Consider the following 22993-nt stretch of genomic DNA (forward strand, 5'->3'; position numbering starts at 1 on the left):
TGTGCCTTCCGAATCGCGGCCACTCCGCTCCGCTGCGTACCGCTCCGCTGCGTACCGCTCATGCGCCTATCCTGCCCTGCTTCTGCGCCGCTGGATATTGTCAACGGTGTGACGAACGGCAACCTCGCCCTCGTGGTCGAGAACGACCCCTCCGACGGACCCGCCCGGCTCGGCGACTGGCTGGAGTCGGGCGGCTTGCGGCTGCAGATCGTGCGGCCGCACGCCGGCGACCCGCTGCCGGCGAACCTCGACGGATTCGCCGCGCTCGTCGTGCTCGGCGGCGAGCAGGACGCCTTCCCGGACGCCGCGGGCGAGCGGGCCGCGCCCTGGTTCGACGAGCTCGACGGGCTGTTGCGCAAGGCGGTGCGGTACAGGATCCCGACCCTGGCGGTCTGTCTTGGCGCGCAGCTGCTCGCGAACGCCCACGGTGGCACCGTCGAGCGCAGCGCCGCCGGGCCCGAGATCGGCGTCAAGCTCGTCGCCCGCCGCGACGTCGCCGACCAGGACCCCATCTTCGCGGCGGTGCCCTTCGCGCCGGACGTCTTCCAGTGGCACGTCGACGAGATCGTCGAGCTGCCGCTGAACGCCACGCTGCTGGCGGCGTCGACGAACTACCCGGTCCAGGCGTACCGCCTCGGGCCCAACGCGTGGGGCCTGCAGTTCCACATCGAGTGTGACCTGCCCATGTTCGCGCAGTGGGCGATGGATGGCGTGCACACGCTCGGCGAGCTCGGGCTCGACCCGATCGAGCTGCTGGAGCGGGCCGAGGCCGCCCTCGACGACATCGAGGAGGTCTGGAAGCCGTTCGCGGAGCGGTTCGCCGCCGTCGCGCTCGGCCGCACGCCCCCCGCCGGCGAGGGCGGCCTGCGCTCCCTGCCGCTGCTCGGGCCGCGTTGATGGACCCGATCAAGGTCAGCCCCGCCCACCTGGCCCGCTACGGGTTCGCCGACAACGAGCGCTCCGCCGCCGCCCTCGGCCCCGAGGGGCTGCGCCTGTGGGACCCGGCCACCCGCCGCCCGGCCGACGACGACGCCGCCGCGGTCCTCGACACCCTGTACTTCGCGGCCGACCCCGACCTCGCCCTCTTCCAGCTGCACCGGCTCGTCGAGGCGGCCGGCGAGGAGGTGCGCGCGGCGGTCCTGACCGACAGGGCACTGCGGCGGCGGCTGATCGGCGTGCTCGGCGTCTCCGCGACCCTGGGCGACCTGCTGGTGGCCAACCCCGCGGAGTGGCGCGAGCTGGCCGGCGAGCAGAACACGCGGGCCGCGGGCTTCTCCACGCGCGACGTGTCGACAGTGCCGCTCCTGCGCAGTGGGTACCGCCGGGAGCTCCTGCGGATCGTCGCCGCCGACCTGACCGCGGCGGCCGATGTCGAGGTCACCATGCGGCGGCTGACCGAGCTGGCCGACGCGACGTTGCAAGCGGCGCTGGCCATCGCCACGGCGGAGCGGGGCGCGGACGAGTGCCGGCTCGCCGTCATCGCGATGGGCAAGTGCGGCGGCCGCGAGCTCAACTACGTCAGCGACGTCGACGTCGTCTTCGTGGCCGAGCCGGTCGAGGAGGGCGCCGACGTCGAGAAGGCGATGCGCGCGGGCAGCGCCCTGGCCGCCCGGATGATGGAGATCTGCGGCTTCGTGGCCTGGCCGGTCGACGCCGCGCTGCGCCCCGAGGGCAGCCGGGGCGCGCTGGTGCGCACCGTCGCCTCGCACCTGGCGTACTACAAGAAGTGGGCCAAGACCTGGGAGTTCCAGGCGCTGCTGAAGGCCCGCCCGGCGGCCGGGGACATCGCGCTGGGCGAGCAGTGGCTGGCCGAGCTGCAGCCGCTCATCTGGTCGGCGGCCGAGCGGCCCGAGGCGGTGGACGAGGTCCGGGCCATGCGCCGCCGGATCATCGAGGCGATCCCGCGGGCCGAGATGGACCGGGAGATCAAGCGGGGGCCGGGCGGGCTGCGGGACATCGAGTTCGCGGTGCAGCTGCTCCAGCTGGTGCACGGGCGGGCCGACGAGTCGCTGCGCACGCCGACCACGCTCGCCGGGCTGCGCACGCTCATCGAGGGCGGCTACGTGGGGCTGGCCGACGGTGAGGCGCTGCTGCGCGCGTACCGGTTCCTGCGCGTCGTCGAGCACCGCCTCCAGCTCCAGCGGCTCCGGCGCACCCACACCGTCCCCGACGACCCGGCCGGGCTGCGGTGGCTGGCGCACGCGCTCGGCTATCGGCCGAACGCCGCCCGCGACGCCGTGGAGTCCTTCCGCACCGAGTGGGTCCGCCACGCGGGCGAGGTCCGCCGCCTGCACGCCAAGCTCTTCTACCGCCCGCTGCTGGAGGCGGTCGCCCGCGTCCCCACCGAGCAGCTCCGGCTGCGCCCGGACGCCGCCCGCGCCCGCCTCGACCTGCTGGGCTTCGCCGACCCGGCGGGCGCGCTGCGGCACATCGAGGCCCTGACCGGCGGCGTGTCCCGCACGGCGGCCATCCAGCGCCAGCTGCTCCCGGCCATGCTCAGCGAGTTCGCCGACGCGCCCGAGCCGGACCGCGGCCTCCTGGCCTACCGCCAGGTCTCGGAGAAGCTCGGGAACACGCCGTGGTACCTGCGGCTGCTGCGCGACGAGGGCCCGGTCGCGCTGCGCCTGGCCCGGCTGCTCGCCCTGTCCCGATACGTCACCGACCTGCTCATCCACGACCCGGAGGCGCTGCGGCTGCTGGCCGACGACACCGAGCTGCAGCCCCGCAGCGCCGAGGTCCTCACGGAGGGCTTCGCCGCCGCGGCCGCCCGCCACCCCGACCCGGAGACCGCCATCAACGCGGTCCGTGCCCTGCGCCGCCGCGAGCTGTTCCGCATCGCCTGCGCCGACCTGCTCGGCATCCTGGACGTCACAGTGGTCGGCGACGCGCTGTCGGCGGTGACCGACGCGACGCTGCGGGCCACGCTCGGGGTCACGTCGGCCGGCGCTCCCGACCTGGCGTTCGCCATCATCGGGATGGGCCGCCTGGGCGGCTCCGAGACCAGCTACCCCTCCGACGCCGACGTGCTGTTCGTCTGCGACGGCGACGCCAAGACCGCGCTCACCATCGCGGAGGAGCTCCGGCGCCTGCTGGCCCGCCCGGCCCACGACCCGCCGCTGGGCGTGGACGCCGACCTGCGTCCGGAGGGCCGGCAGGGGCCGCTGGTGCGCAGCCTGGGGGCGTTCGAGCAGTACTACGCACGCTGGTCGAAGGTCTGGGAGGCGCAGGCCCTGCTGCGGGCCCGGCACGTCGCGGGGTCACCCGACCTCGGGGCCCGGTTCCTGGCGCTCGCCGACTCGAAGCGGTACCCCCAGGGTGGGCTCACGCGCGACCAGGTCCTCGAGATCCGGCGGTTGAAGGCGCGGGTGGACAGCGAGCGGCTGCCGCGCGGCGCCGACCCGGCCACGCACACGAAGCTCGGCCGCGGTGGGCTGGCCGATGTGGAGTGGACGGTGCAGCTCCTGCAGTTGCAGCACGGGCATGCGGTGGCCGGGCTGCGGACGCCGCGGACGCTCGACGCGCTGCACGCGGCCGTCGCGGCCGGGCTGCTCGACCGGATGGACGCCGCGGAGCTGGAGTCGGCGTGGCGGCAGGCGTCGCGGGTGCGAAACCTGCTGACGCTGGTCCGGGGGCGGGCCACCGACCAGATCCCTCGGCAGGGGCCGGACCTGGCGGCCGCGGCGGCAGCCCTGAACCCGGGGACCGAGCCGCAGGAGTTCCTGGACGAGTACCTGCGGGTGGCCCGGCGCGCCCGCGCGGTGGTGGAGCGCGTCTTCGACGGCGCCTGACCGGCGCTAGACCCTGAAGTGGGAGACCAGCTGGCGGAGATCCTGGGACATCTGGGCCAGCTCGGCGGCGGCGCCCTTGGCCGAGCCCACGCCCTGGGTGGTGGCGGCGGTGGCGTCGGCTACGCCGGCGATGTTGGCGGCGATCCTCTCGGCGCCGGTCGCAGCTTCGGCCACCGAGCGGCTCATCTCGGCGGTGGTGGCCGACTGCTCTTCCACGGCTGAGGCGATCGTGGCCTGGTACTGGTTGATCTCCTCCACCACGCCGCTCATGCGGCGGATGGCGTCGGCGGCGGCGGTGGTGTCGGCCTGGATGGCGGTCACCCGCTTGTGGATGTCCTCGGTGGCCTTCGCCGTCTCCTGGGCCAGGTCCTTGACCTCGTTCGCGACGACGGCGAAGCCCTTGCCCGACTCGCCGGCCCGGGCCGCCTCGATGGTGGCGTTGAGGGCCAGCAGGTTCGTCTGCTCGGCGATGGAGGTGATGAGTTTCAGGACGTTGCCGATCTCCGTCGACGAGACGGCCAGGCGCTCGACCTTCTCGTTGGCGTCGTTCGCGTCGCGCACGGCGGCGGAGGCCACGGCGGCCGCGTCGGCGGCGTTGCGGGCGATCTCGTGGATGGAGACGCCCATCTCCTCCGCGCCGGTGGCGACCGTGCTGACGTGCCGGGAGACCTCGTGGGAGGAGGCGGAGGCGTCGCTCATCTGGTTGTTGGTGGAGTGGGCCGCCCCGGAGATCTCCTCGCTGACCCGCGAGAGCTGGCGGGAGGCGTTCGCGAGGCTGTCCGAGGAGGTACCGACGGCGGAGATCGAGCGGCGGATGCTCGCCGTGGCCTCGTCAAGGCTCGCCGCCATCCGGCCGATCTCGTCGCGGCCGGTGACGCCGGCCTGCTGGGTCAGGTCACCCTTGGCCAGGGCCTCCAGGACCGACTGGACGCGGCGGACCGGGCGGATGATGGCCCGGCCGATCGGGATGGCGATGGCCAGGAACACGACAAGGCCGAGGAGCAGGGCGATCGAGGTCGTCCAGCGGGCCTGCGTGCTGGTGCTCGCCATGTCGGCGCGCTCCTGGGCGGCCTGCTCGGCCAGCTTGTCCTCCAGCGCGCCGATCTTGTCGTCGACGGCGTGGTTGTTGGTGGCGATGTCGGCCTCGCGCTGCTGGACCACTGCCTGGTTGGTCTGGGCGTCCTTGACGAAGGTGTCGATGAAGGTGTTGAACTGCAGGGCGGAGGACTTGATGTCCTCGACGTCGGCCCGGACGCCGGCCGGCAGGTCGAGCGCGTCGAGCTCGGCGATCGTGTCGGTGACCGAGGCCAGGTCGTCCGGCAGGTCCTTGAGGATGCCCGCGATGTCCTTCTCGGCCAGCGCGCGGTAGGCGTCGACCTTCAGCTCCGACTCGCGGGTGTCCAGGTGGTGCAGCAGGCTGCTGGCGCTGTCCAGCACGTGCACGGTCTCGGCCTGGTCGCTCAGGCGGGACTGGGAGAGCAGCCCGGCGGAGCCTGTGGCCGCCGCGACCACGATCCCGGCGGCGCACAGAATGCCGATCTTCGGGGCGATGCCCAGGTTGGCGAACACGGCCATGAAGACCCCCATCACGAAAACCGGCGAGGTAGGTGCAAACCGCCCTTGCGGCGCGGAGCAGCACTCGTGATATCGGCGTCTAGACGGACACTTCCAGGCTTTTCAGGCCGCGGATGACGTACCCGGGCTTGTAGACCGGATCGCTCAGCAGACGCAGACCGGGTGCTTTGGTCAGCAACGCCCCGAACGACGCGGTGAGCTCGATGCGGGCCAGCGGGGCGCCGAGGCAGTAGTGGATGCCGGCGCCGAACGAGATGTGCGGGTTGTCCCGGCGGGTGAGGTCGAGCGCCTCCGGATCCTCGAACGCGGCCGGGTCGTGGTTGGCCGAGCCGAACAGCAGCGCGACCTCCGAGCCGCGCGGGATCGCGACCCCGCGGACCTCGATGTCCTCGAGCACCCAGCGCTCGAACATCTGCAGCGGGGTGTCGAAGCGCATGAGCTCTTCTATCGCGGTACCCACCAGATCGGGTTTGGCTTTGAGCAGTTTGAGCTGCTCAGGGTGGTGCAGCAGGGCGCGCCAGCCGTTGCCCGTCACGTTGACAGTGGCCTCGTGGCCGGCGTTGAGCAGCAGGACGCACGTGCCGATCAGCTCGTCCTCGCTCAGCCCCTCGACCGCCGCGAGCGCGCTGACCAGGTCGTCGCGCGGGTCGTCCTTGCGGCGGCGGGCCAGGGCGCGCAGGTAGTCCGAGAACTCCTCCGACGCCCGCACCGCCGCCTCGGCCGTCTCGCGCGCGGGGTTCAGCTCGTACATCCCGCAGATCGCCGCCGACCAGGGCCGCAGCGCGTGCCGGTCGGCCTCGGGCACGCCGAGGAGCTCGGCGATGACCGTCACGGGCAGCGGCTCGGCGACCTCCGCGATGAGGTCACCGCCGCCCTTGGCGACGAACGCGTCGACCAGCTCGCCGGCCAGCCGCTCCACGACCGGCCGCAGCGCCTCGACCCGCCGCGGCGTGAACGCCTGCGAGACCAGCCGCCGCAGCCGGGTGTGGTCGGGTGGCTCCCGGTCGAGCATGCCGTTGTTGTTCAAGGTCCAGAACGGTTGCTGGTACTCCGGCCACGCGCTGCGCCCCATCTCCTCGTGTGAGGCGACGTGCAGGTAACTGCGGCCCAGCCGACGGTCGCGCAGGAGGGCGTTGACGTCCTCGTGGCGGCTGATCAGGTACTGCCGGCTCGGCTCGAACCACAGCACCGGCGTCTCTTCGCGCATCCGCGCGTAGGCCGGATAGGGCTGCGCGACGAAGTCGGCGGACCAGGGATCGAATTCGTCACCGCGTCTCACAGGTCGGTCACCCGGATGCCCGCGTGCGCCTTGTACCGCTTGTTGATCGCGATCAGGTTCGCCGTGAACGCCTCGATCTGCCCGGCATTGCGCAGCCGGCCGGCGAACACGCCCCGCATCCCCGCGATCCGGGTGGCCAGGGCCTGCACGTGCAGGGCGGCGTCGCGGTCGTCGCCGAGCACCAGCACGTCGAGATCGACCTCGGCCACCGCCGGGTCCGCCAGCAGCACCGCGCTGACGTGGTGAAACGCCGCACAGACGCGGGACTCGGGCAGGAGCGCCGCGGCCTGTTCGGCGGCGCTGCCCTCCTCGACGCGCAGCGGATACGGCCCCTTGTCGTCGAACCCGAGCGGGTTCACGCAGTCGACCACAATCCGGCCGCTGAGGTGCGGCGCGAGCGCGGCAAGCGTGGCCCCGTGCCCGTCCCACGGCACCGCGACGATGACGATGTCGGCCTGGCTCGCGTGCACGTTGTCGCCGCCGGTGACGCTGTCCTCGTCCTGGTTGCCACTCGGGCCGGATTCGAGCAGCTCGCGCAGCTCCTGGGCCGCCTGCTCGCCGCGCTCGGCCGAGCGCGAGCCCACGAGGACCCGCTGGCCGGCGCGGGCGAAGCGGTAGGCGAGGCCGCGGCCCTGGGGCCCGGTGCCGCCGAGGATGCCGACGGACAGGCCCGAGACGTCGGGCAGCGCGATCTGGTCGTAGCTCATGCCCTCTGTTGTACCTCTTCCTGGAAGACGATCTTGCGCTTGGCCGGGTCTGCCTCAGTGAGCCGTACGGCAATCCGCTCCCCCAGCGGTAGCAACTCACCCTCGCACCGGGCGCGGACCGGCGGCTGGTCGATCGCGATGTCGGCGCGGTGCTTGGCCCGGTCGACGTCGAGCACCGCCGCCTCGAACACCTCGCCGACCCGCCCCTCCAGCAGCGTCGCCTCGACCAGGTCCACGGCGGCCCGCTCGGCCGAGCCGGCGACCCGGTCCGTGCGGGTCATGACCTCGGGCAGCTTCGGCAGGGCGGCCCGGGCCCAGGACGGCACCTCGGCGCCCGCGTGCAGGGCGAGGCAGACCTCGGTGACGTAGCGGTCGGCCAGGCGCCGCAGCGGGGCCGTCACGTGGGCGTAGGGGGCGGCGACGGCGGCGTGGAGAGGCTGGTCGGGCGGCGCTCCGTCGAACGGCGTGTACCCGGCCCCGCGCATCATTTCGGCCGCCTGGTCGAGCAGCGCCGCCGCCCGGGGCCGGCCGGGGTCGAGCCCGGCGATGACCTGCCCGGGCGTCGCGCCGTCCGGCCACTCGATGTGGAGAGCCCGCGCGGCCAGCTTGAGCGCCTCGACGGTCTCCGGCGGCGCGGGCGGCATGGTCCGGAGCAGCCCCAGGTTGCCGCCGAGCATGATCTGCGCCGCGGCCCGCCCGGTCAGGAGCGAGACCTGCGCGTTGTACTCCTCCACGGCAACCGGCGCCCGCAACGTCAGCTTCCACCCGTCGCCGTCCGGCTCGACCTCCTGCTCGGGCAGCGGCAGGTTGACGGCGCCCCGCTCGAGGCTCTGCTGGATCAGGAGCCGCCCGAGCTCGGGCAGCAGCGCGATGGAGGGGTGCAGCCGGTTGGCGTCGGCGTCCTGCTGTACACCCTCGTAGTCGAGCTTGGCCCGGCTCTTGACCAGGGCCCGCCCGACCTCGGCGGCGGTGGTGGCGCCCTGCGCGTCGACGTCGATCGTCCACAGCACGGCGGGCCTGGTCTGATCGGGCAGGAGGCTTGCCGCACCCTCACTGAGGACGGGCGGGTGCAGCGGCACCTTCCCGTCGGGGAGGTACACGGTCTGCCCCCGCTGCCACGTCTCCCGCTCCAGCTCCCCACCGGGCTGGACGAACGCGGCGACGTCGGCGATCGCGTAGTACACCCGGTAGCCGTCGCCGCGCTTCTCGATGAGCAGCGCCTGGTCGAGGTCCTTGGACGTGGGCGGGTCGATGGTGACGAAGGCGAGCTCGGTCCGATCGTCCCGATCCTCGAACCGCTTCTGGGCGGCGGCCTCAGCCTCGTCCTGCGCCCCCTGGGAGAACCCATCGGGCAACTCAAGCTCATGGCGCAGCGCACTGAAGTCGATACGGGGGGCAAACACACGGCGGGCGGTCACTGGTCAGTCATACCAGGAACCCACCTCCGCAGAATCACGCAAACGGCCGGACCTCCTCACCCTGCCCTGACCCCCCGGCGGCATCACGCTCCACCTCGGGCGGGCGGAGCGTCGCCCGCGGCGTCGGCGCGCTGGTTCACGGGGTCTCGGCAGCACGCGGCGGCTCAGCGCTGGCGGCCATCACGCATCACCGCCGGCGGCCGAGCGACCCTGCGGCGGCGTCGCGCTGGCCGACGGGCGGCTCGGCGGCATGCGGTGGCTCAGCACCGAGGGGCATCTCGCATCACCGCCGGCGGCCGTGCGGCCCTGCGGCGGCGCGCCCGCTCACGGGGGCCGCCAGCACACGGCGGCTCAGCGCTGACGGCCATCACGCATCACCGCCGGCGGCCGAGCGACCCTGCGGCGGCGTCGCGCCGGCTCGCGGGGCCCGGCAGCACACGGCGGCTCAGCGCGGGCGGACATGACGTCTGGCGGCCGTGCGGCCCTGCTCCATGGCGCTGGCTCGCGGGGGTCTCAGCAGCATGCGGCGACTCAGTCGGGCGGGCTCATCAGTGGCGGCACCGGCCGGCGGGCGCGGACGCGCTGGGATGAACGGAGGCCGCGTGGGTAATGACACAGGCGGGGCAGCTCGCCTCGGACGCCGCTGGCACAGCTGCAGCTAACGGACGCCGGATCGGGCGGCGGCACGACCACGCGCGGTCGTCAGCCAGTGCGCTCGGCTGCGGCAGCCACGGCAGCCACCTGGGCACGCACGGACGCGCAGGACGACAGATACGCGCGGACGCGCCAGACAACTGCCACGCGCGGACGCGGCCGGACAACTGCCACGCGAGGGCCCGGCCGACACAACAGCCACGTCAACGCGGCGGCCAGGCGCGGCAGCCGCGAGCCTCAACCCAGCCGGCGCAGGCCGCTCGGACGCGATGGACAGGGCAGCCACCAGCCACGCGCGGACGCGACGGAAAGCGGACGCAAGCACGTCGGCCGCGGACAGCTCGGATCCTGGCATGCGAAGCACCACGAAGGCGGGCCGAGCACTCAACCACGCATGGGCGCGACCGACAGCAGGCACCCGGGCACGCGCGGGCACCCTGCCACGCGCGGACGCGACCGCCAACAGGCACTCGGCCACGCGCGGGCATCGTCACGGCGCGCGGACGCGGGGGTCGCAAACGGCGCGGACGCGACGGAGACGGCAGCCACCCCACTACGCGCGGACGCGACCCCCAGCGGGCACATAAGCAGGCGCGGACAGCATCACGGCGCGCGGATGCGGCAGGCCCGAGCCGCGCGGACGCGACGGACACAGCAGCCACCCGGCCACGCGCGGACGCGACGGACAGGCAACCAACTGCTGCGCGCGGACGCGGCGGAGAGCGTGGCGCGCTCGGGCACCGGCACGGTGAGCGCGGGCATCGTGGGCGCGGCGGCACTCGCAGGCACTACGCAACGGGCGCGGCGCGATGAGCGCGGCGCGGTGGGGGAACGGTGGGCGCGGACGCGACGGTTGGGAGGGCCGTCCTCAGCACGGTTGGCGCGGGTTACGGGCAAGCGCGACTGACACGCGTGGACTCGGCAATCAAGCGCGCGGACGCGGAAGCAGCGAGCGCGGCAGGCATAGTGGCGGTGCTCGGGGTGGCGGGCGCAGCTGTTGCGGCTGGGGCTCGCGCGGGGCAGTGGCTGCAGCTGGCGCGGAGAGGCTGCTGCTCGGGCGGAGCGGTGGCTAGGGATGGGGCTGGCACGGGGGCGGTGGCCTGCAGCTGGTGGGAAGGGATGCGGCTGGTCTGGGCAGCCCTCAGAGGTGGGGTGGTCTGTGGGCGCGGGGCCCCCTGGATATGGAGCGGCCGGTCTTCCTGGGGTGGAAGACCGGCCTTGGTGGTTCTTTGGGTTACGGGCGGGCGAGGGTTGCCCAGTCTTCGGCCGTCATGTTCGCGGCCTCTTCGGAGTTGTTGCCGTTCTCGCGGCCGGGGATGGCCTCGGAGGCGGCGCCTGCGGTTGGTTCGCCGGCGGTGGTGGGCTGGCCGCCTTCCGCTGCGGCGGCCGGGGTGGTCGCCGTGGTGGTCGAGTCCGGGGTGGTGGTCGCCGTGGTTTCGGCGGCTGCGGCCGGAGTTGACGTAGCGGCCTTCTTGGCCGGGGCCTTGCGCGGGGTTGCGGTCTTGGCCGGCGTCGCCGTCTTCTTGGCGGCGGTCGACTTGGTCGCCGCGGCCGCCGACTTGGCCGGCGTCGTGGCCGACTTGGCCGGCGTCGTGGCCGTCTTGGCCGGGGTGGCCGTCGACTTGGCCGGGGTGGCCGCCGTCTTGGCCGACGTCGCGGTCTTCTTCGCCGCCGTGGTCTTCGCCGGGGTGGCCTTGGCCGTGGTGGCCTTGGCCGTGGTGGTCTTCTTCGCCGCCGTGGTCTTGGCCGCCGTCGCCGTCTTCTTGGCGGCGGTGGTCTTCGCCGGGGTGGCGGTCTTCGCCGGGGTCGCGGCCGACTTGGTGGCGGTCTTGGCCGGGGTGGCCTTGGCCGTCGCCGTCTTCTTCGCGGCCGGAGCCGACTTGGCGGTCGCCTTGGTGGCCGACTTGGCCGGGGTGGCCTTCGCGGTCGTCGTCTTCTTGGCCGCTGTCGACTTGGCCGCCGTCGACTTCGCCGCGGTCGCCTTGGTCGCCGACTTGGCCGGAGTGGCCTTCGCCGTCGACTTCGTGGCGGCCTTGGCCGGGGTGGCCTTCGCGGTGGCGGTCTTCTTGGCGGCCGTCTTCTTCGCCGGGGTCGCCTTGGCCGTCGCGGTCTTCTTGGCCGCCGTCTTGGCCGGGGTCGCCTTGGCCGTCGCGGTCTTCTTCGCCGCTGTCGACTTGGCCGCCGTCGACTTCGCCGCGGTCGCCTTGGTCGCCGACTTGGCCGGAGTGGCCTTCGCCGTCGACTTCGTGGCGGCCTTGGCCGGGGTGGCCTTCGCGGTGGCGGTCTTCTTGGCGGCCGTGGTCTTGGCCGGGGTGGCCTTCGCCGTGGCCGTCTTCTTCGCCGCCGTGGACTTGGCCGCCGTCGACTTCGCCGCGGTCGCCTTCGTCGCCGACTTGGCCGGAGTGGCCTTCGCCGTCGACTTCGTGGCGGTCTTCGCCGGGGTCGCCTTGGCCGCGGTGGTCTTCTTCGCGGCCGTGGACTTCGTGGCCGCCGACTTGGCCGGGGTGGCCTTCGCCGTGGCCGTCTTCTTCGCCGGGCTCGCCTTGGTCGCGGCCGTCGTCTTCTTGGCCGCCGCCGTCGACTTGGCCGCCGGGGAAGCCGCCTTCGTCGCCGCCGTCTTCTTCGCCGCGGCCGGAGTGGCCGCCGCCTTCTTCGCCGCCGTCGACTTGGCCGTCGTCGTCGACTTGGCCGCCGGGGTGGCCGCCTTCGTCGCCGTTGCCTTCCGGGCGGCGGGGGTGGCGGTCTTCGCCGTGGCGGTCTTGCGGGCCGTCGCCGACGCCGCCGGAGTCGCCGTTGACTTCCGGGTGGTCGTCGACTTCGCCGCCGGCTTGGCCGCGGTGGCCGGCTTGGCCGTCGTGGCCTTGGTCGCCGCGGGGCGGGCGGCGCGCGTCTTCGGCGCCGTCGTGGTCGTCGCGGCGGCCGGGGTCACGGCCGCGGTCGCGGTGCGGCGGGGGGAGCCGGCCGCGACCGTCTTGCGGGCCCTGGCGGGGGCCTGCTCGGTCTGCGCGGGGGCCGAAGCCGCCGCGGTGGTCGCGGCCGCGCGCGCTGCGGCCGATCTCGTGGTGGCCTTCTTAGCTGCGGCCATCGTGGTCCTCCTGGAGGAGTTCTCCCGCGTCCTGCGGGATATTCGCGGTTGGGTTGTGCGGGTCGACGGGTCTTGCGGGAGCCGGTGGTCCGGGGCGGTTCGCGGTCGCCCTGGGCTCCGGCGCGTTGCTAGTGCTTGCCATCCCACCGTTCGTCTTCGGCGTCCCACGCCTCGTTGCGTTCATGGACTGTAGCGAGGGCCTGCTCGGCCGCCGCCGCCGAATCATAGGGGCCGAGACGATCCCTTCCCGGGCACATGTTGTCCTCGGACTCGACCCGTTGGTGAGAAAGGCACCAGTAGTACCGCTCAGCACCGCTGCTGCTCATGACATCACTGTGCACCGCAAATGAAACATGCGCCACCGAAACCGGCAAATAGCTTGTTGGGATTCCACAGTAGACGCAACCGCCTGACAAGGGTTACGGACACGCTCGCTGTCGGGTTCAACCCGCCGCCCTTCAACTCAACGCCTCCGGAAACCATTGCGTGACAAGGCTTCGACCGATCTTCCGGGGGTTTTGAATCCCACTGAAAGCCCCGGGTTGCAGCGGCCCTCTGTGGCAACTCTCACCCAGGGGTGAGCCGAACGGAGGAAACACATTCGAGTCGTCCGGCCGAGGTCCCCGAGCCTCGTTTGGAGACGAACGAGGGCACCGGGGAGCTCCGGACGACGTCGCCTGAGCGTCCACCATGGACAGGATGACACCTCCGGCGGGTCGTGAAAAGCTCCCCGGCATGACGCCGGACCCCCAAGCCGCCATCCTGTGCATCGCCGGTTCCGCCGATCCCGGCGATGTCGCCGCGCACCTCCGGAATGGCCGGTTGGTGCGGACGCCGGACGGGACTTCGCTGATGCAGTACGACTCCGTGAAAGCGGCAATCGCCGACGTCTGCGCCTATCTGCGCCCGCGGGCCATGTCGTTTGTGAAGTTCGGGCTGGACGTCGGGGACGGATCGGCGCCCGACGCGGCCCGGCGGCTGGCCGACAATGCCGGGCCGCGGTCGTTGTGGGCGTCGGCGGAGGCGGCCGCGTTCGTGGACCCGGAGGTGCTTGAAGCGCGGCCGTCGGGGTACCGGATAAAGCTATGAAGGTCTGCGGGAGAATTGATGCGTGAGCCTCCACGCCGATGACCTGCCCGACGTCCTCGCCGTCGCGCCGCTGACCGCGCCGCCGGACGTATCCCTGCGCCCGCCCGGCTCGAAGAGCATCACCAACCGCGCCCTGATCTGCGCCGCCCTCGCGCCCGGGCGCAGCACGCTGACCGGCATGCTCTTCGCCAACGACACCCACGCGATGCTCGGCGCCGTGCGCGCGCTGGGCGCCGGCCTCACGGTCGACGAGAGCGCCAAGACGGTGCTCGTCGACGGGATCGACCCCCGCGAGGCGTCGGGCGAGGTGCACATCGACGCGCGGCAGTCCGGTACCACCGGACGCTTCATCCTGCCGGCAGCGGCACTGCGCCCGGCCCGCGGCGTCGTCGACGGCGACCCACAGCTGCGGGCCCGGCCGTTCGGTCCGCTCGTCGACGCGCTGCGTGAGCTCGGCGCGACGATCGAGGACCTCGACCGGCCCGGTTACCTGCCCGTCGCCGCGACCGGTCCCGTCGCCGGTGGCAAGGTGGCGCTGCCGGGGCACATCTCCAGCCAGTACCTCTCCGGCCTGCTGATGGCCGGGCCGCTCATGGCCGACGGACTCACCGTGGAGCTCACGTCACCGCTGGTCTCGGTGCCGTACGTGGAGTCGACCACCGCCGTCATGGCCGCGTTCGGGGTCGCCGTGGACGGCCTGACGGTGGCGCCGCAGACCTACCGCCCGACCGAGTACGCCATCGAGCCCGACGCCAGCGCCGCCTCCTACCTCCTGGCGGCCGCCGCCATCACCGGTGGGCGGGTGACGGTCGAGGGGCTGGGGACGCGGAGCCTGCAGGGCGATGTGCGCTTCGCGGACCTGCTCGAGCAGATGGGGGCCCGGGTCGAGCGCGGGGCGGACCGGATCACTGTGACCGGTACCGGTGAGCTGCACGGCATCACCGTCGACATGGCCGACATCTCCGACACCGCGCAGACGCTTGCCGCGGTCGCCGCGTTCGCGGACTCGCCGACGGTCGTCACCGGCATCGACTTCATCCGGCGCAAGGAGACGGACCGGATCGCGGCCATCGTGACCGAGCTGCGCCGGACCGGCCTGGACGCGACGGAGGACGTCGACGGGTTCACGGTGCGGCCGGGCCGGATCGCGCCGACGGACTTCGAGACGTACGACGACCATCGGATGGCGATGAGCCTGGCGCTGCTCGGCCTGCGGGTGCCCGGCATCCGGATCAGGCACCCGCGGTGTGTCTCGAAGACGTACCCGACGTACTTCGAGGATCTGGCCCGCCTTTAACGCCGCTCGCAGGCGACCCCGTCGCCGTCGCCGTCGAGACGCTTGTTGAGGTTGTACGCGGCCGGGTTCACGGTGAACGACGTGACGGGCTTGGACCTGCCCTTCACCCGGTCCGTGGCCCCGGACCGCGCAACCCCGTGCGGGTAGTCGTGCTGCAGGGCGGTGCAGTTGACGTACCGCTTCGCCGGTGTCGCCGCGAGCGCCTGAGTGGCCGGCAGCGCCGCCGTCAAACCGGCCAGAAGAGCCATCGCGATTCTTGTACCCGTCCCCATCCGACCCCACCTCTCGTCTTTCCTGCGTCGTCGGCGGGCGGGGCCGGAACCTGAGGATTCAGATGGCGTCGAACCAGAGCGCTTCCCAGGCTCCCGGGGCGGTACCGGTGGCCTTCATCTCCTGGTACGACTGCCCGGTGTAGTCCAGCCGGCAGGTGAAGTAGGTGCCGCGCGAGATGTTGCGCAGGTAGTACTTGCCGGCGTCGGTCCACACGTCGAAGGTCTCCCAGATGTCGGGCCACTCGCCGCGGCCGCGCAGCATGCCGAGGTTCTTGCCGGTGTACCCGTACTCCGCGGTCACGAGGTAGCTCGACGCCGCCCGCAGGTACACGGTGTGCCCGCTGTCGCCCGAGCAGATCTCGAACACCTCCCAGGCGCCCGTCTGCCCCGGCACGGTCCGCGCCCGCAGCATGTTGTGCGACGAGCCCGTGTAGCCCTGCTCCTCCGCAATGTAGCGGTTGGCGGCCAGGCTCAGGATTTTGTACTGCCGGCACTTCGCGAGCCCCGGGACGCCCGTCCCCTCGAACGCGGCGACGCCGTCCTGTTTCGCCTCCGGTGCTCCTCCGGTCAGGTCGATGTACCCCTTCGCGAGGCCGGCATCGGCAGGCGCGGCGGCGCTGCCCTGCCCGCTCGGGCGCACCGGGTCGCCGTCACCCTCGCCGGCCCGCGCCAGTGCGAGCGGCGTCACGACCGCCGCCACGACTGCGGCGACCACCAACACGAACAGGCTCCTGCGCCGCATGGCGGCACCTCATTTCGCGCGTGACGGCCGCGTTCGGTCCGGCCGTGCCGCCGAGAATGCTCAGCCAGCTCATCGAAGCCGGTCAAGGAGCCAAAGCCGATCTTAAACTTCCTTTCAGCGCCCCTTCGCCACCGTCACGCAGCGCAGCGGAAGACCACGTTCCGCGCTGTGAAACCTCATGAAAACGGGCTGAAATGTTCACTGCCCCTGTACCCACCGCAACCGTCTCCGGGAGGCGGTAAGGAGGCCCAGCCGGTTGCCGCAGCAGGCGGACAGGTGACGGACGAGTCGACCTGTACGCCGGGCAACGTGCCACTGCAGCGCCGTGACCAGGGAAAGTATTGCTACTCGATCTCCTAGTACTCCAACGTCACTTCGCGGCTGGGTGCGGCGTGGCGTGGGCATGAAGACGGCCACCGCGGTGATCATCGATGGTTTGTGAAGACAAAAGAAGATCAAGCGGTGGCCGCGTGCCACAGCGTAGACCCTGAGCGGTGGGGTGCGCTGCTCGACACTGGCATGGCCCGCATCGCCGGCCGGTTCGCCCGAGCCGAGGTCCGCCGGACCGCGGCGGCGTTCGTCGCGGGTCTGCTCTCCACGGTAGAACGCAAGACCTGCTGGTCCTTGGCCGAGCACGCCGGGCATCCGGATCCGCAGCCGATGCAACGGTTGCTGCGTAAGGCGGTGTGGGACGCCGACGCCGTCCGAGACGACACCCGCGACCTGCTGCTCGAACAGGTCAGTCACGCCGACGGCGTGCTGATCGTCGATGAGACCGGCTTCGTCAAGAAAGGCCGATCCTCGGTCGGGGTCCAGCGGCAGTACACCGGTACCGCGGGCCGGATCGAGAACAGCCAGGTCGCGGTGTTCCTGGCCTACGCCTCCCCGCGCGGTCGTGGTCTGATCGACCGGCGGCTCTACCTGCCCGAAGCCAACTGGTGTAACCAGCCAGACCGGCGCGCCCGAGCCGGCGTGCCCGACGACACCGTGTTCGCCACCAAACCGGCCCTGGCCCGGCAGATGCTCACTGCCGCGTCCGTCGCCGGCGTTGCAGCCAGCTGGGTCACCGCTGATGAGGTCTACGGCGCCGACCCCGACCTGCGCGCCGACCTCGAAGCCCGTGGTGTCGGCTACGTCCTGGCGATCGGCTGCGACCGGCGAGTCCGCATCAACCACGGCCGCACCATCATCCGCGCCGACACCCTGACCGCCCGTGTCCCCGCCGGCAGCTGGCAGACACACAGCTGCGGCCCGGGCGCGAAAGGACCACGCACCTACCAGTGGGCCTGGATCACCACCGCCACCCATCCCGGCGAGCATCGCTGGCTGCTCGTGCGCCGCAACCCGCACACCGGCGAAGTCGCGTTCTACCTGTGCTGGTCACCCCGGCCGGTGCCGCTGCGCGTGCTGGTCCGGGTCGCGGGCAGCCGATGGAGCGTCGAAGAACTTTTCCAGACCGGCAAGAACGAGATCGGCCTGGACCACTACCAGGTCCAGACCTGGACCAGCTGGCACCGGTTCATCACCCTGGCCATGCTCGCCCTCGCCCTGCTCACCACGCTCGTCCCAGCACCCGAGCCGGTCACCGAACCCGACCTGCAAAGCCCCACGATCGCGCTCACCGTGCCCGAGACCCGCCGCCTCCTCAACGCCCTGACCCTCCACCGACCCATCGATCCCAGCCACGCCCTGCGCTGGTCACTTTGGCGACGAACCGTCCAAGCCCGCGCCCGCCGATCCCACTACCAGCGCAGACTCACACGCAACGGCTGAAGTGACGTTGGAGTACTAGGGCCGTCACGGGGCCGTTTCCTCAAAATCGAGGCTGGCGTCGATCGCGCTGCGCGAGCGTTCCTGGCTGTTGGGCATGAGGTGGGTGTATTGCCGCAGCGTGAAGCCGGGGTCCCAGTGGCCGAGGTACTCCGAGACCGCCTTGATGCTCTCCCCCGCGTCGAGCAGCACCGACGCGTAGTGATGCCGCAGGGCGTGCGTGCCGTTGGCACGAATGCGCGGGATGCCAGCCTCGTCGAGGGCCCGGTTCCAGGTCAGCTCGTCGAAGGTGTTTCGTCGGATGGCGTTGCCCCGAGGCGTGGAGAGCAGCAGACTCTCCGTGATCTTTGTCACACTGAAGGGGTCCTCCCACGGCAGGGTGACGTAGACCGGCTTGCACACCTCGCGGTGGGCGTTGATACGCCGGATCACCGACCCGGGCAGTGGCACCTTCCGTTCCCGGTCGCTTTTCGGCAGTCCGAAGACCAGGCGGGACCGGACCACCTTGACCTGGCGCCGCACGTGCAGCCAGCCGCCCTCGATGTCCAGGTCCTCATCGCTCAGGCCGAAGATCTCCCCTTGCCGCAGGCCGCACCCGGCACCGAGGTCCAGGACGAGCCGGTAGCGGGCCGGGACCAGGTCCCGCATGAGGCGCACCCGTTCGGCCGGCCACGGCACGATCTTCTTCTCTACCGGCTCGGGCGCCACGACCGACCGGGCTGAGCAGGGGTTCTTGGTGATCCTTCGATCGTCGACAGCGGCGTTGAGGATGGTCCGCAGGTGTGTGAACAGCACGGCCTGTGTGCTGACCGCCAGTCCCCCTGCCTCGTCCAGGGCCCGGATCCACTCCCGGACGGTGCTGGGCTGAATGGCGGCGAGCTGGCGGCTGCCGAAGAACGGCAGCAGATGCTTCCGGACCCGTAGCTCGACCGTCTCCCTGGTGGCGGTATCGAGCGTGGCGGTGCGGAGCCAGCTCTCGGCGAAGACACCGAACAGCATCCGGCCCGCGGCGGGGTCCACGAAGGTGCCGCGGACCTTGTCCGATTCAACCGTGGCCAGGAAGGCGTCGGCGGTGCGTTTCTGCCGGTCAGGGAACGATTCGCTGCGTTCCTTGCCGTCCGGGGCGATGTACCGGACGCGGTAGCGCATGCCGGTGCCGTGCCGTGCCGTCTTGACCTGGGTTGTCCGCCCGTCCGCGTCTTTGACGGTCCGGTACCAGCGATCCTCGACGTAGCCCACGTCAGGCCGCCTTCTGCCGCTGGAACCAGACCCGGACGTCGGCTGGGTCGTACCGCAGATGCTTGCCGACCTTCCCGGCCGGTGGGCCGGTGCGCTTCTTGCGCCAGGCGTACAGCGTCTCGACGGGGACGTCCAGGTAGCGGGCGACGTCCTCGACGGTCCACAGCCGCTCGACCTCGGCTGTCGTGCTCATCAGCTGTGCACTCCTTATTTACTCGTGCTGTCACGCGGCTACCGGCGTTTGACCGGACAGGGTGCTTCCGAGTTCGTGGGCGAGCTCCTCGCGGGCGGCATCTGCTCGGGCGCGGGCCATGGCGGCGGCGGTGTTGGCCAGGGCGGCGTCGCCGATGGTGCGCCAGCCGACTCCGGCGAAGGTGAGCAGACCGATGACCAGGGTGGTTTCCTCGTCGAGGTGGTCGGCGAGCCGGATAGGCTGCTCGGGACCGGTGGCGTCGACGGTGCGGCGGAAGACGACCCGGTTGGCGCGCAGGACGCCGAACGTCACGGGGTGGCGTCGGGCCTTGGTGAGGAAGTGGCCGTTGAAACCCAGCTTGTGGGCAGCGCGGCGCAGCCCCTCATACGGGTTCGGCTTGTCGCCGTCGGTCGATCGGATGTCAACCCGAGGTTGACATCTGCGGTCGCAGTGCGGGCAGGCGGCGAGCCGGGTCCAGGTGCGGCAGTCGGGGCACTTCCAGGCCTCGTCAGGGCCCGGGATACGGCGGCCGAGGTGCCAGCAGGCGTGGATGAGCCGGGCGTTGTGGTCGCCGGTGGCGTCGGCGTACTGCTCGACCGTGTCGGGGGTGAGCCGGGTCGAGAAGTGGCCAGTGGATTCGGTGGACTTGGTGGCGTACTTGGCCATGTATCCGGCGACCTGACTGTCGGTGATGGCGTCGGTGCCGGTCAGCGCGATCTGCCGGATGTCGGTGCCCTTGGCGAGGTCGCCCCAGGTCATCGGCCAACCGTCGAGCCGATCCGGGTGGGCCGGGGTCCGGAATGACGTCGACGCCACGGCGGTGCTGATGGCGTCGTGGAGGTCCTGGTAGGCCAGCGGTGCCGGGGGCGGCACGGCGGTGTCCGGGTCGGCGGGGTTGTAGCCGTCGAGGCGGATGAGCAGGTGGTAGTGGACCAGGCCCCGGCGCTGGTACTCGGCGACCTTGCCGTAGGTGAACCTCACCGGAGAGAGCCGCTTCGGCCGGCCATCGGCGCCATGGACGAGATGGAACGGTATGCCCAGGGCCTGGCAGCGGCGGCCCAGGGCCCGGCCGAGGGCGATCGAGGTGCGCCGCCACAGCTCGGTGGAGAAGAGGTTCCACACAACGTGCTCGGCGTGGCGGTAGCAGTCCAGGCACAGCGGCTGCCCGAGGACCTGGTCGCCGTCATCGTGGCGGGCCCAGCACACGGCGGGTTGGCCGTGCTCGCAGCGGTTCGGGCCGGTGGAGCGGGCGTGGCAGGGTTCGGCCCGGCAGTCGCAGCGGCGCCGGTTGGTGCAAGTGTGACGGCGCACAGCGCGGGTGTGGACGGTGCCGAAGCTCGGGGCGGTGAGGGTGACGAACGCGGCCGGATGGCTGGCGACGGTGCCCGGGACGCCTTTGCCTCCGACGAGCATGGTACGCAGGACCTGGTAGGCGTCGCGCTGATAGGTGCGGGCGCAGGCCGGGCAGAGGCTGGCCCGGCGGTTGCCGCAGGCCTTGTAGATGACGCCGTCGGGCAGGTGCCCGGTCGGGGTGTGGCCGATGATCTGGGCGCCGCCGTCGGCGGCGCCGCGGACGGTGAACAGGTCACCGGCGAGGCGGACCGGGCGGGTGCAAGCGGCGGCCGGGGTGATGTGGTCGAGCCAGTCGGGGTAATCGGGCTGGACGACGCGGGCGGCGACGTGATCGCGCAGGCTGATCGGGGTGAACGCGGACGCCTGGGCGACCAGCTCGGCGGAGGTATCGCTCATCCGGTCACCGCCCCGGGCCGTGGGTTGACACGGACGTGTCAGGGGTGAGGTGGGGGTGCCGGGTCGGCTCGGCGTTCGCGCCCACACCCGCAGCTGTAATAGCTGCGGGTGTGAGAGTCAGCGTCGAGACGGTCACGCGGTCCGGTCCATGGACGTGCCGTTCGCGGTCATGGCCGGGTGCCGCAGCCGGTTCGGGTCGAGGTCGAGCAGCGCGATGACCTGCTTCGCGGTGCCGGTGTCGACTCGCAGCCGCGCGGCGAGCTGTCCGGGCGTGATCGGTACGTTGGTGGCCTCTAGGTGCGCGGCGGTGATGTGCCGGGCGCGGGTGAGTAGTGCGGCCGGAACCGGGAGTTTCAGCGACTGGGCGGCGTCGGCAGCGGTGACAGAGAAGTCGTGTGCGGACGCGGCCTGTGCTGACTCCGGCGCGGTCGGCACGGTCTCGTGCCGGTGCTGGGTGGAGTCGGCCTGCTCGGTGGATGCGGTGTCGGGGGCCTGTACGGACTCGGCCGGGGACGGCTCGGCGGGGCTGTGGTCGGCGCCGGCCGCGGAACCGGGGTCGGGCGTGGCAGCGACCGGGACTCGATCGGCGGCAACGACCGGCTGGGCCGGGGCGGCCGTCGGGGACGGGACGGAAGCCGCCGTGGCGAGTGGTGCGCTCGCCGTGGTCGTTGTCGTGGTGGTCGTGGTGTCGGCCGGTGTGATGCGGTCGGCCGGTGGGTTTGGGTGCCGGGTGGCGATGATGGCGCCGGTGGCCATGAGCATGAGTCCGTCGATGGCGATCGGACCGAGGCGCTGGACGAGGGTTTCCTCCCCGTAGTGGCCGAGCAGCCCGGAGAGGTGCCGGTAGGACACCAGGGCGGCGACGAACGCCACCGGCGGCAGTCCGATCCAGCGCAACAGGTGGTAGCCGAGCTTGTCGGGCCATGGGGTGCGGGCGAGGATCTCGACCGCGACGAACAGCACAACGGGCCAGGCCATCGCGGAGATGACGGCGCCGGGTTCGGGCCTCCAGGTGTCCGGGGCGCTGGTGGGTTGGATGAAGGAGTGGGCGATGTTCGCGGCGATGGAGATGGCGCCGCCGAGGATGGCGCCGGTGTAGGCCCAGCCGCGGCCCGTGCCGCTGGTAGAGGTGGCCATGGTTACCTACTTCTTGTTGCGCAGTTGCTGCGCGAGCAGGCCGTAGCGGATGCGCTCCTCGTCGTCGAGGATTGTGACGGAGTAGCCAGAGGCCTTCAGGTCACGCTGCTGCTTGTCGAGGTGCGCCGGGTCGCCCTTGAGCGTCTTGACGTTGCCGTCCTTGTCGGTGGCGAAGATGGTGTACCGGGTCATGGTCGTGTCTCCTTCAGAGAGCGGCGATGAGCAGGGCGGACAGCCAGAGGCAGGCGTAGTGCAGGGACTGGTCGGCGAGGTACATGCCGTTGAGGCCGTGGTCGGCCAGACGTGAGAACGGGATCGAGCCGGTGTGTTCGAGTAGCCAGCGGACCGGCCAGCGGCGGTCGAGGAAGGCGTGGCTGACGGCGGAGAACGCCAGTCCGGTAATGAGTCCGGTGCCGGTCGCCGGAAGGTGCAGGACGGCGACCACGGTCAGGGTCATGACGGCCATGACGAGGTGGTACAGGGCGACGTGGCCGAGGAGGTGCCGCCAGCCGGTCCAGCCGGGTGCGGCTTTGTGCGCGGCCTGCCGGTCGGTCTGGCCGAGGACGTGGTCGGCGAGCTGGTGCGCGGCGTACAGCGTGGCCGCGATGGCCGCGAACGTGGCAGCGGCATTCATAGCGAGGCTCCCGAGGTGAGGACGATGGCCGTGTCGGCCTGGTCGTGGGCGCCGAGGGCATGCAGTCGGGCGGCGATGGTGGCGGCTTCGGCCTGGATCGCGTGGACGCGGGTGTGGACTTCCGGGCTGCCGGAGGTCAGGCCGTACTCGACGAGGGTCCGGTTGGCGTCGAGGATGGTCTGCTGTTCGGTGCGAAGCCGGTCGAGGGCAACGGCGAGCCGGTGCAAGACCGGGTCGGTGACGCACAGGTAGTCAGCGTCAGTGGTCATGGTCGGATCTCCGTTCGGCCGGTGAAACCGGAGCAGGGGCAGAAGGGCCAGAGGCAGGCACCGGCGAGGTTGCGGCCGGTGCAGACGCCCAGCGGC

At 71.9% G+C, this 22993-nt stretch carries 20 protein-coding genes; 5 read left to right on the forward strand and 15 right to left on the reverse strand.

The genetic code is table 11. The features are described 5' to 3' along the window. The first annotated feature begins 60 nt into the window (after window positions 1-60). Together Dvina_RS44995 and Dvina_RS45000 are read left to right on the forward strand one after the other, a co-directional pair. A complete protein-coding gene (locus tag Dvina_RS44995) occupies window positions 61-897 on the forward strand; it encodes a type 1 glutamine amidotransferase (RefSeq protein WP_223097307.1) in 837 nt (278 codons plus the stop codon). Next, entirely contained in the window at window positions 897-3788 is a 2892-nt protein-coding gene (locus tag Dvina_RS45000; protein ID WP_223097309.1) for a bifunctional [glutamine synthetase] adenylyltransferase/[glutamine synthetase]-adenylyl-L-tyrosine phosphorylase, read from the forward strand. The genes Dvina_RS44995 and Dvina_RS45000 overlap by 1 nt, the downstream gene beginning before the upstream one ends. 6 nt (window positions 3789-3794) lie before the next feature. Here Dvina_RS45000 and Dvina_RS45005 read toward each other — a convergent pair whose 3' ends face one another. The 6 genes from Dvina_RS45005 to Dvina_RS45030 form a co-directional block, all read right to left on the reverse strand. After that, complete coding sequence (locus Dvina_RS45005) at window positions 3795-5363, reverse strand: methyl-accepting chemotaxis protein (RefSeq protein WP_223097311.1); 1569 nt, start codon at window positions 5361-5363, stop codon at window positions 3795-3797. Window positions 5364-5442: 79 nt separating this feature from the next. Further along, window positions 5443-6642, reverse strand: coding sequence for a cytochrome P450 (locus tag Dvina_RS45010; RefSeq protein ID WP_246655738.1), 1200 nt, complete (start codon window positions 6640-6642; stop codon window positions 5443-5445). Continuing rightward, window positions 6639-7349 (reverse strand): NADPH-dependent F420 reductase, encoded by a 711-nt coding sequence (gene npdG, locus Dvina_RS45015; RefSeq protein WP_223097313.1) that lies wholly within the window; start codon window positions 7347-7349, stop codon window positions 6639-6641. Before npdG ends, Dvina_RS45010 begins: the two co-directional genes overlap by 4 nt. Further along, the gene (locus Dvina_RS45020; RefSeq protein ID WP_223097315.1) at window positions 7346-8767 is read right to left on the reverse strand and encodes an RNB domain-containing ribonuclease; all 1422 of its coding nucleotides are present in this window, start codon (window positions 8765-8767) and stop codon (window positions 7346-7348) included. The genes npdG and Dvina_RS45020 overlap by 4 nt, the downstream gene beginning before the upstream one ends. A 1888-nt stretch (window positions 8768-10655) precedes the next feature. After that, on the reverse strand, window positions 10656-12506 hold the full coding sequence (locus Dvina_RS45025; RefSeq protein WP_223097317.1) for a hypothetical protein: 1851 nt from the start codon (window positions 12504-12506) through the stop codon (window positions 10656-10658). A 128-nt stretch (window positions 12507-12634) separates the two neighbouring features. Then, a complete protein-coding gene (locus Dvina_RS45030) occupies window positions 12635-12832 on the reverse strand; it encodes a hypothetical protein (RefSeq protein ID WP_223097319.1) in 198 nt (65 codons plus the stop codon). A gap of 373 nt (window positions 12833-13205) precedes the next feature. Between Dvina_RS45030 and Dvina_RS45035 the strand changes: the two genes are divergently transcribed. Beyond that, window positions 13206-13595 (forward strand): hypothetical protein, encoded by a 390-nt coding sequence (locus Dvina_RS45035; RefSeq protein WP_223097321.1) that lies wholly within the window; start codon window positions 13206-13208, stop codon window positions 13593-13595. Window positions 13596-13617: 22 nt separating this feature from the next. Continuing rightward, window positions 13618-14892, forward strand: coding sequence for a 3-phosphoshikimate 1-carboxyvinyltransferase (gene aroA / locus Dvina_RS45040; protein WP_246655739.1), 1275 nt, complete (start codon window positions 13618-13620; stop codon window positions 14890-14892). Here the strand turns inward: aroA and Dvina_RS45045 are convergent. Together Dvina_RS45045 and Dvina_RS45050 are read right to left on the reverse strand one after the other, a co-directional pair. Next, on the reverse strand, window positions 14889-15140 hold the full coding sequence (locus Dvina_RS45045; RefSeq protein ID WP_246655740.1) for an excalibur calcium-binding domain-containing protein: 252 nt from the start codon (window positions 15138-15140) through the stop codon (window positions 14889-14891). The genes aroA and Dvina_RS45045 overlap by 4 nt on opposite strands. A gap of 82 nt (window positions 15141-15222) precedes the next feature. After that, on the reverse strand, window positions 15223-15906 hold the full coding sequence (locus tag Dvina_RS45050; protein WP_223097325.1) for a fascin domain-containing protein: 684 nt from the start codon (window positions 15904-15906) through the stop codon (window positions 15223-15225). Window positions 15907-16425: 519 nt separating this feature from the next. Here Dvina_RS45050 and Dvina_RS45055 point away from each other — a divergent pair. After that, a complete protein-coding gene (locus tag Dvina_RS45055; RefSeq protein WP_223094306.1) occupies window positions 16426-17679 on the forward strand; it encodes an IS701 family transposase in 1254 nt (417 codons plus the stop codon). 24 nt (window positions 17680-17703) lie between these two features. Here the strand turns inward: Dvina_RS45055 and Dvina_RS45060 are convergent, their stop codons facing one another. The 7 genes from Dvina_RS45060 to Dvina_RS45090 all read right to left on the reverse strand — a co-directional run bounded on the left by Dvina_RS45060 (window position 17704) and on the right by Dvina_RS45090 (window position 22897). Next, window positions 17704-18915: a tyrosine-type recombinase/integrase gene (locus Dvina_RS45060; protein WP_223097327.1), complete on the reverse strand. Its 1212-nt coding sequence runs from the start codon at window positions 18913-18915 to the stop codon at window positions 17704-17706. A gap of 1 nt (window position 18916) precedes the next feature. Further along, on the reverse strand, window positions 18917-19108 hold the full coding sequence (locus Dvina_RS45065) for a helix-turn-helix domain-containing protein (protein ID WP_223097329.1): 192 nt from the start codon (window positions 19106-19108) through the stop codon (window positions 18917-18919). Between the two features lie 30 nt (window positions 19109-19138). Then, on the reverse strand, window positions 19139-20857 hold the full coding sequence (locus Dvina_RS45070) for a replication initiator (protein WP_223097331.1): 1719 nt from the start codon (window positions 20855-20857) through the stop codon (window positions 19139-19141). A gap of 132 nt (window positions 20858-20989) precedes the next feature. Beyond that, window positions 20990-21994, reverse strand: coding sequence for a hypothetical protein (locus Dvina_RS45075; protein WP_223097333.1), 1005 nt, complete (start codon window positions 21992-21994; stop codon window positions 20990-20992). Between the two features lie 6 nt (window positions 21995-22000). Continuing rightward, window positions 22001-22186 (reverse strand): hypothetical protein, encoded by a 186-nt coding sequence (locus Dvina_RS45080; RefSeq protein ID WP_223097335.1) that lies wholly within the window; start codon window positions 22184-22186, stop codon window positions 22001-22003. Between the two features lie 13 nt (window positions 22187-22199). Further along, window positions 22200-22628: a DUF3307 domain-containing protein gene (locus Dvina_RS45085; protein WP_223097337.1), complete on the reverse strand. Its 429-nt coding sequence runs from the start codon at window positions 22626-22628 to the stop codon at window positions 22200-22202. Then, window positions 22625-22897, reverse strand: coding sequence for a hypothetical protein (locus Dvina_RS45090; RefSeq protein WP_223097339.1), 273 nt, complete (start codon window positions 22895-22897; stop codon window positions 22625-22627). The genes Dvina_RS45085 and Dvina_RS45090 overlap by 4 nt, the downstream gene beginning before the upstream one ends. Between the last annotated feature and the right edge of the window lie 96 nt (window positions 22898-22993).

Origin of the sequence: Dactylosporangium vinaceum (assembly GCF_019904175.1) — a bacterium.
Lineage (GTDB): Bacteria > Actinomycetota > Actinomycetes > Mycobacteriales > Micromonosporaceae > Dactylosporangium > Dactylosporangium vinaceum.

Bases quoted from the DNA above. Each gene is read 5' to 3' on its own strand.
- Dvina_RS45050 (WP_223097325.1), bottom strand. From the start codon at position 15,906: ATGCGGCGCAGGAGCCTGTTCGTGTTGGTGGTCGCCGCAGTCGTGGCG.
- npdG (WP_223097313.1), bottom strand. From the start codon at position 7,349: ATGAGCTACGACCAGATCGCGCTGCCCGACGTCTCGGGCCTGTCCGTC.
- Dvina_RS45080 (WP_223097335.1), bottom strand. From the start codon at position 22,186: ATGACCCGGTACACCATCTTCGCCACCGACAAGGACGGCAACGTCAAG.
- Dvina_RS44995 (WP_223097307.1), top strand. From the start codon at position 61: ATGCGCCTATCCTGCCCTGCTTCTGCGCCGCTGGATATTGTCAACGGT.
- Dvina_RS45030 (WP_223097319.1), bottom strand. From the start codon at position 12,832: ATGAGCAGCAGCGGTGCTGAGCGGTACTACTGGTGCCTTTCTCACCAA.
- Dvina_RS45065 (WP_223097329.1), bottom strand. From the start codon at position 19,108: ATGAGCACGACAGCCGAGGTCGAGCGGCTGTGGACCGTCGAGGACGTC.
- Dvina_RS45075 (WP_223097333.1), bottom strand. From the start codon at position 21,994: ATGGCCACCTCTACCAGCGGCACGGGCCGCGGCTGGGCCTACACCGGC.
- Dvina_RS45005 (WP_223097311.1), bottom strand. From the start codon at position 5,363: ATGGCCGTGTTCGCCAACCTGGGCATCGCCCCGAAGATCGGCATTCTG.
- Dvina_RS45035 (WP_223097321.1), top strand. From the start codon at position 13,206: ATGACACCTCCGGCGGGTCGTGAAAAGCTCCCCGGCATGACGCCGGAC.
- Dvina_RS45085 (WP_223097337.1), bottom strand. From the start codon at position 22,628: ATGAATGCCGCTGCCACGTTCGCGGCCATCGCGGCCACGCTGTACGCC.
- Dvina_RS45045 (WP_246655740.1), bottom strand. From the start codon at position 15,140: ATGGCTCTTCTGGCCGGTTTGACGGCGGCGCTGCCGGCCACTCAGGCG.
- Dvina_RS45055 (WP_223094306.1), top strand. From the start codon at position 16,426: ATGGCCCGCATCGCCGGCCGGTTCGCCCGAGCCGAGGTCCGCCGGACC.
- Dvina_RS45025 (WP_223097317.1), bottom strand. From the start codon at position 12,506: ATGGCCGCAGCTAAGAAGGCCACCACGAGATCGGCCGCAGCGCGCGCG.
- Dvina_RS45090 (WP_223097339.1), bottom strand. From the start codon at position 22,897: ATGACCACTGACGCTGACTACCTGTGCGTCACCGACCCGGTCTTGCAC.
- Dvina_RS45000 (WP_223097309.1), top strand. From the start codon at position 897: ATGGACCCGATCAAGGTCAGCCCCGCCCACCTGGCCCGCTACGGGTTC.
- Dvina_RS45070 (WP_223097331.1), bottom strand. From the start codon at position 20,857: ATGAGCGATACCTCCGCCGAGCTGGTCGCCCAGGCGTCCGCGTTCACC.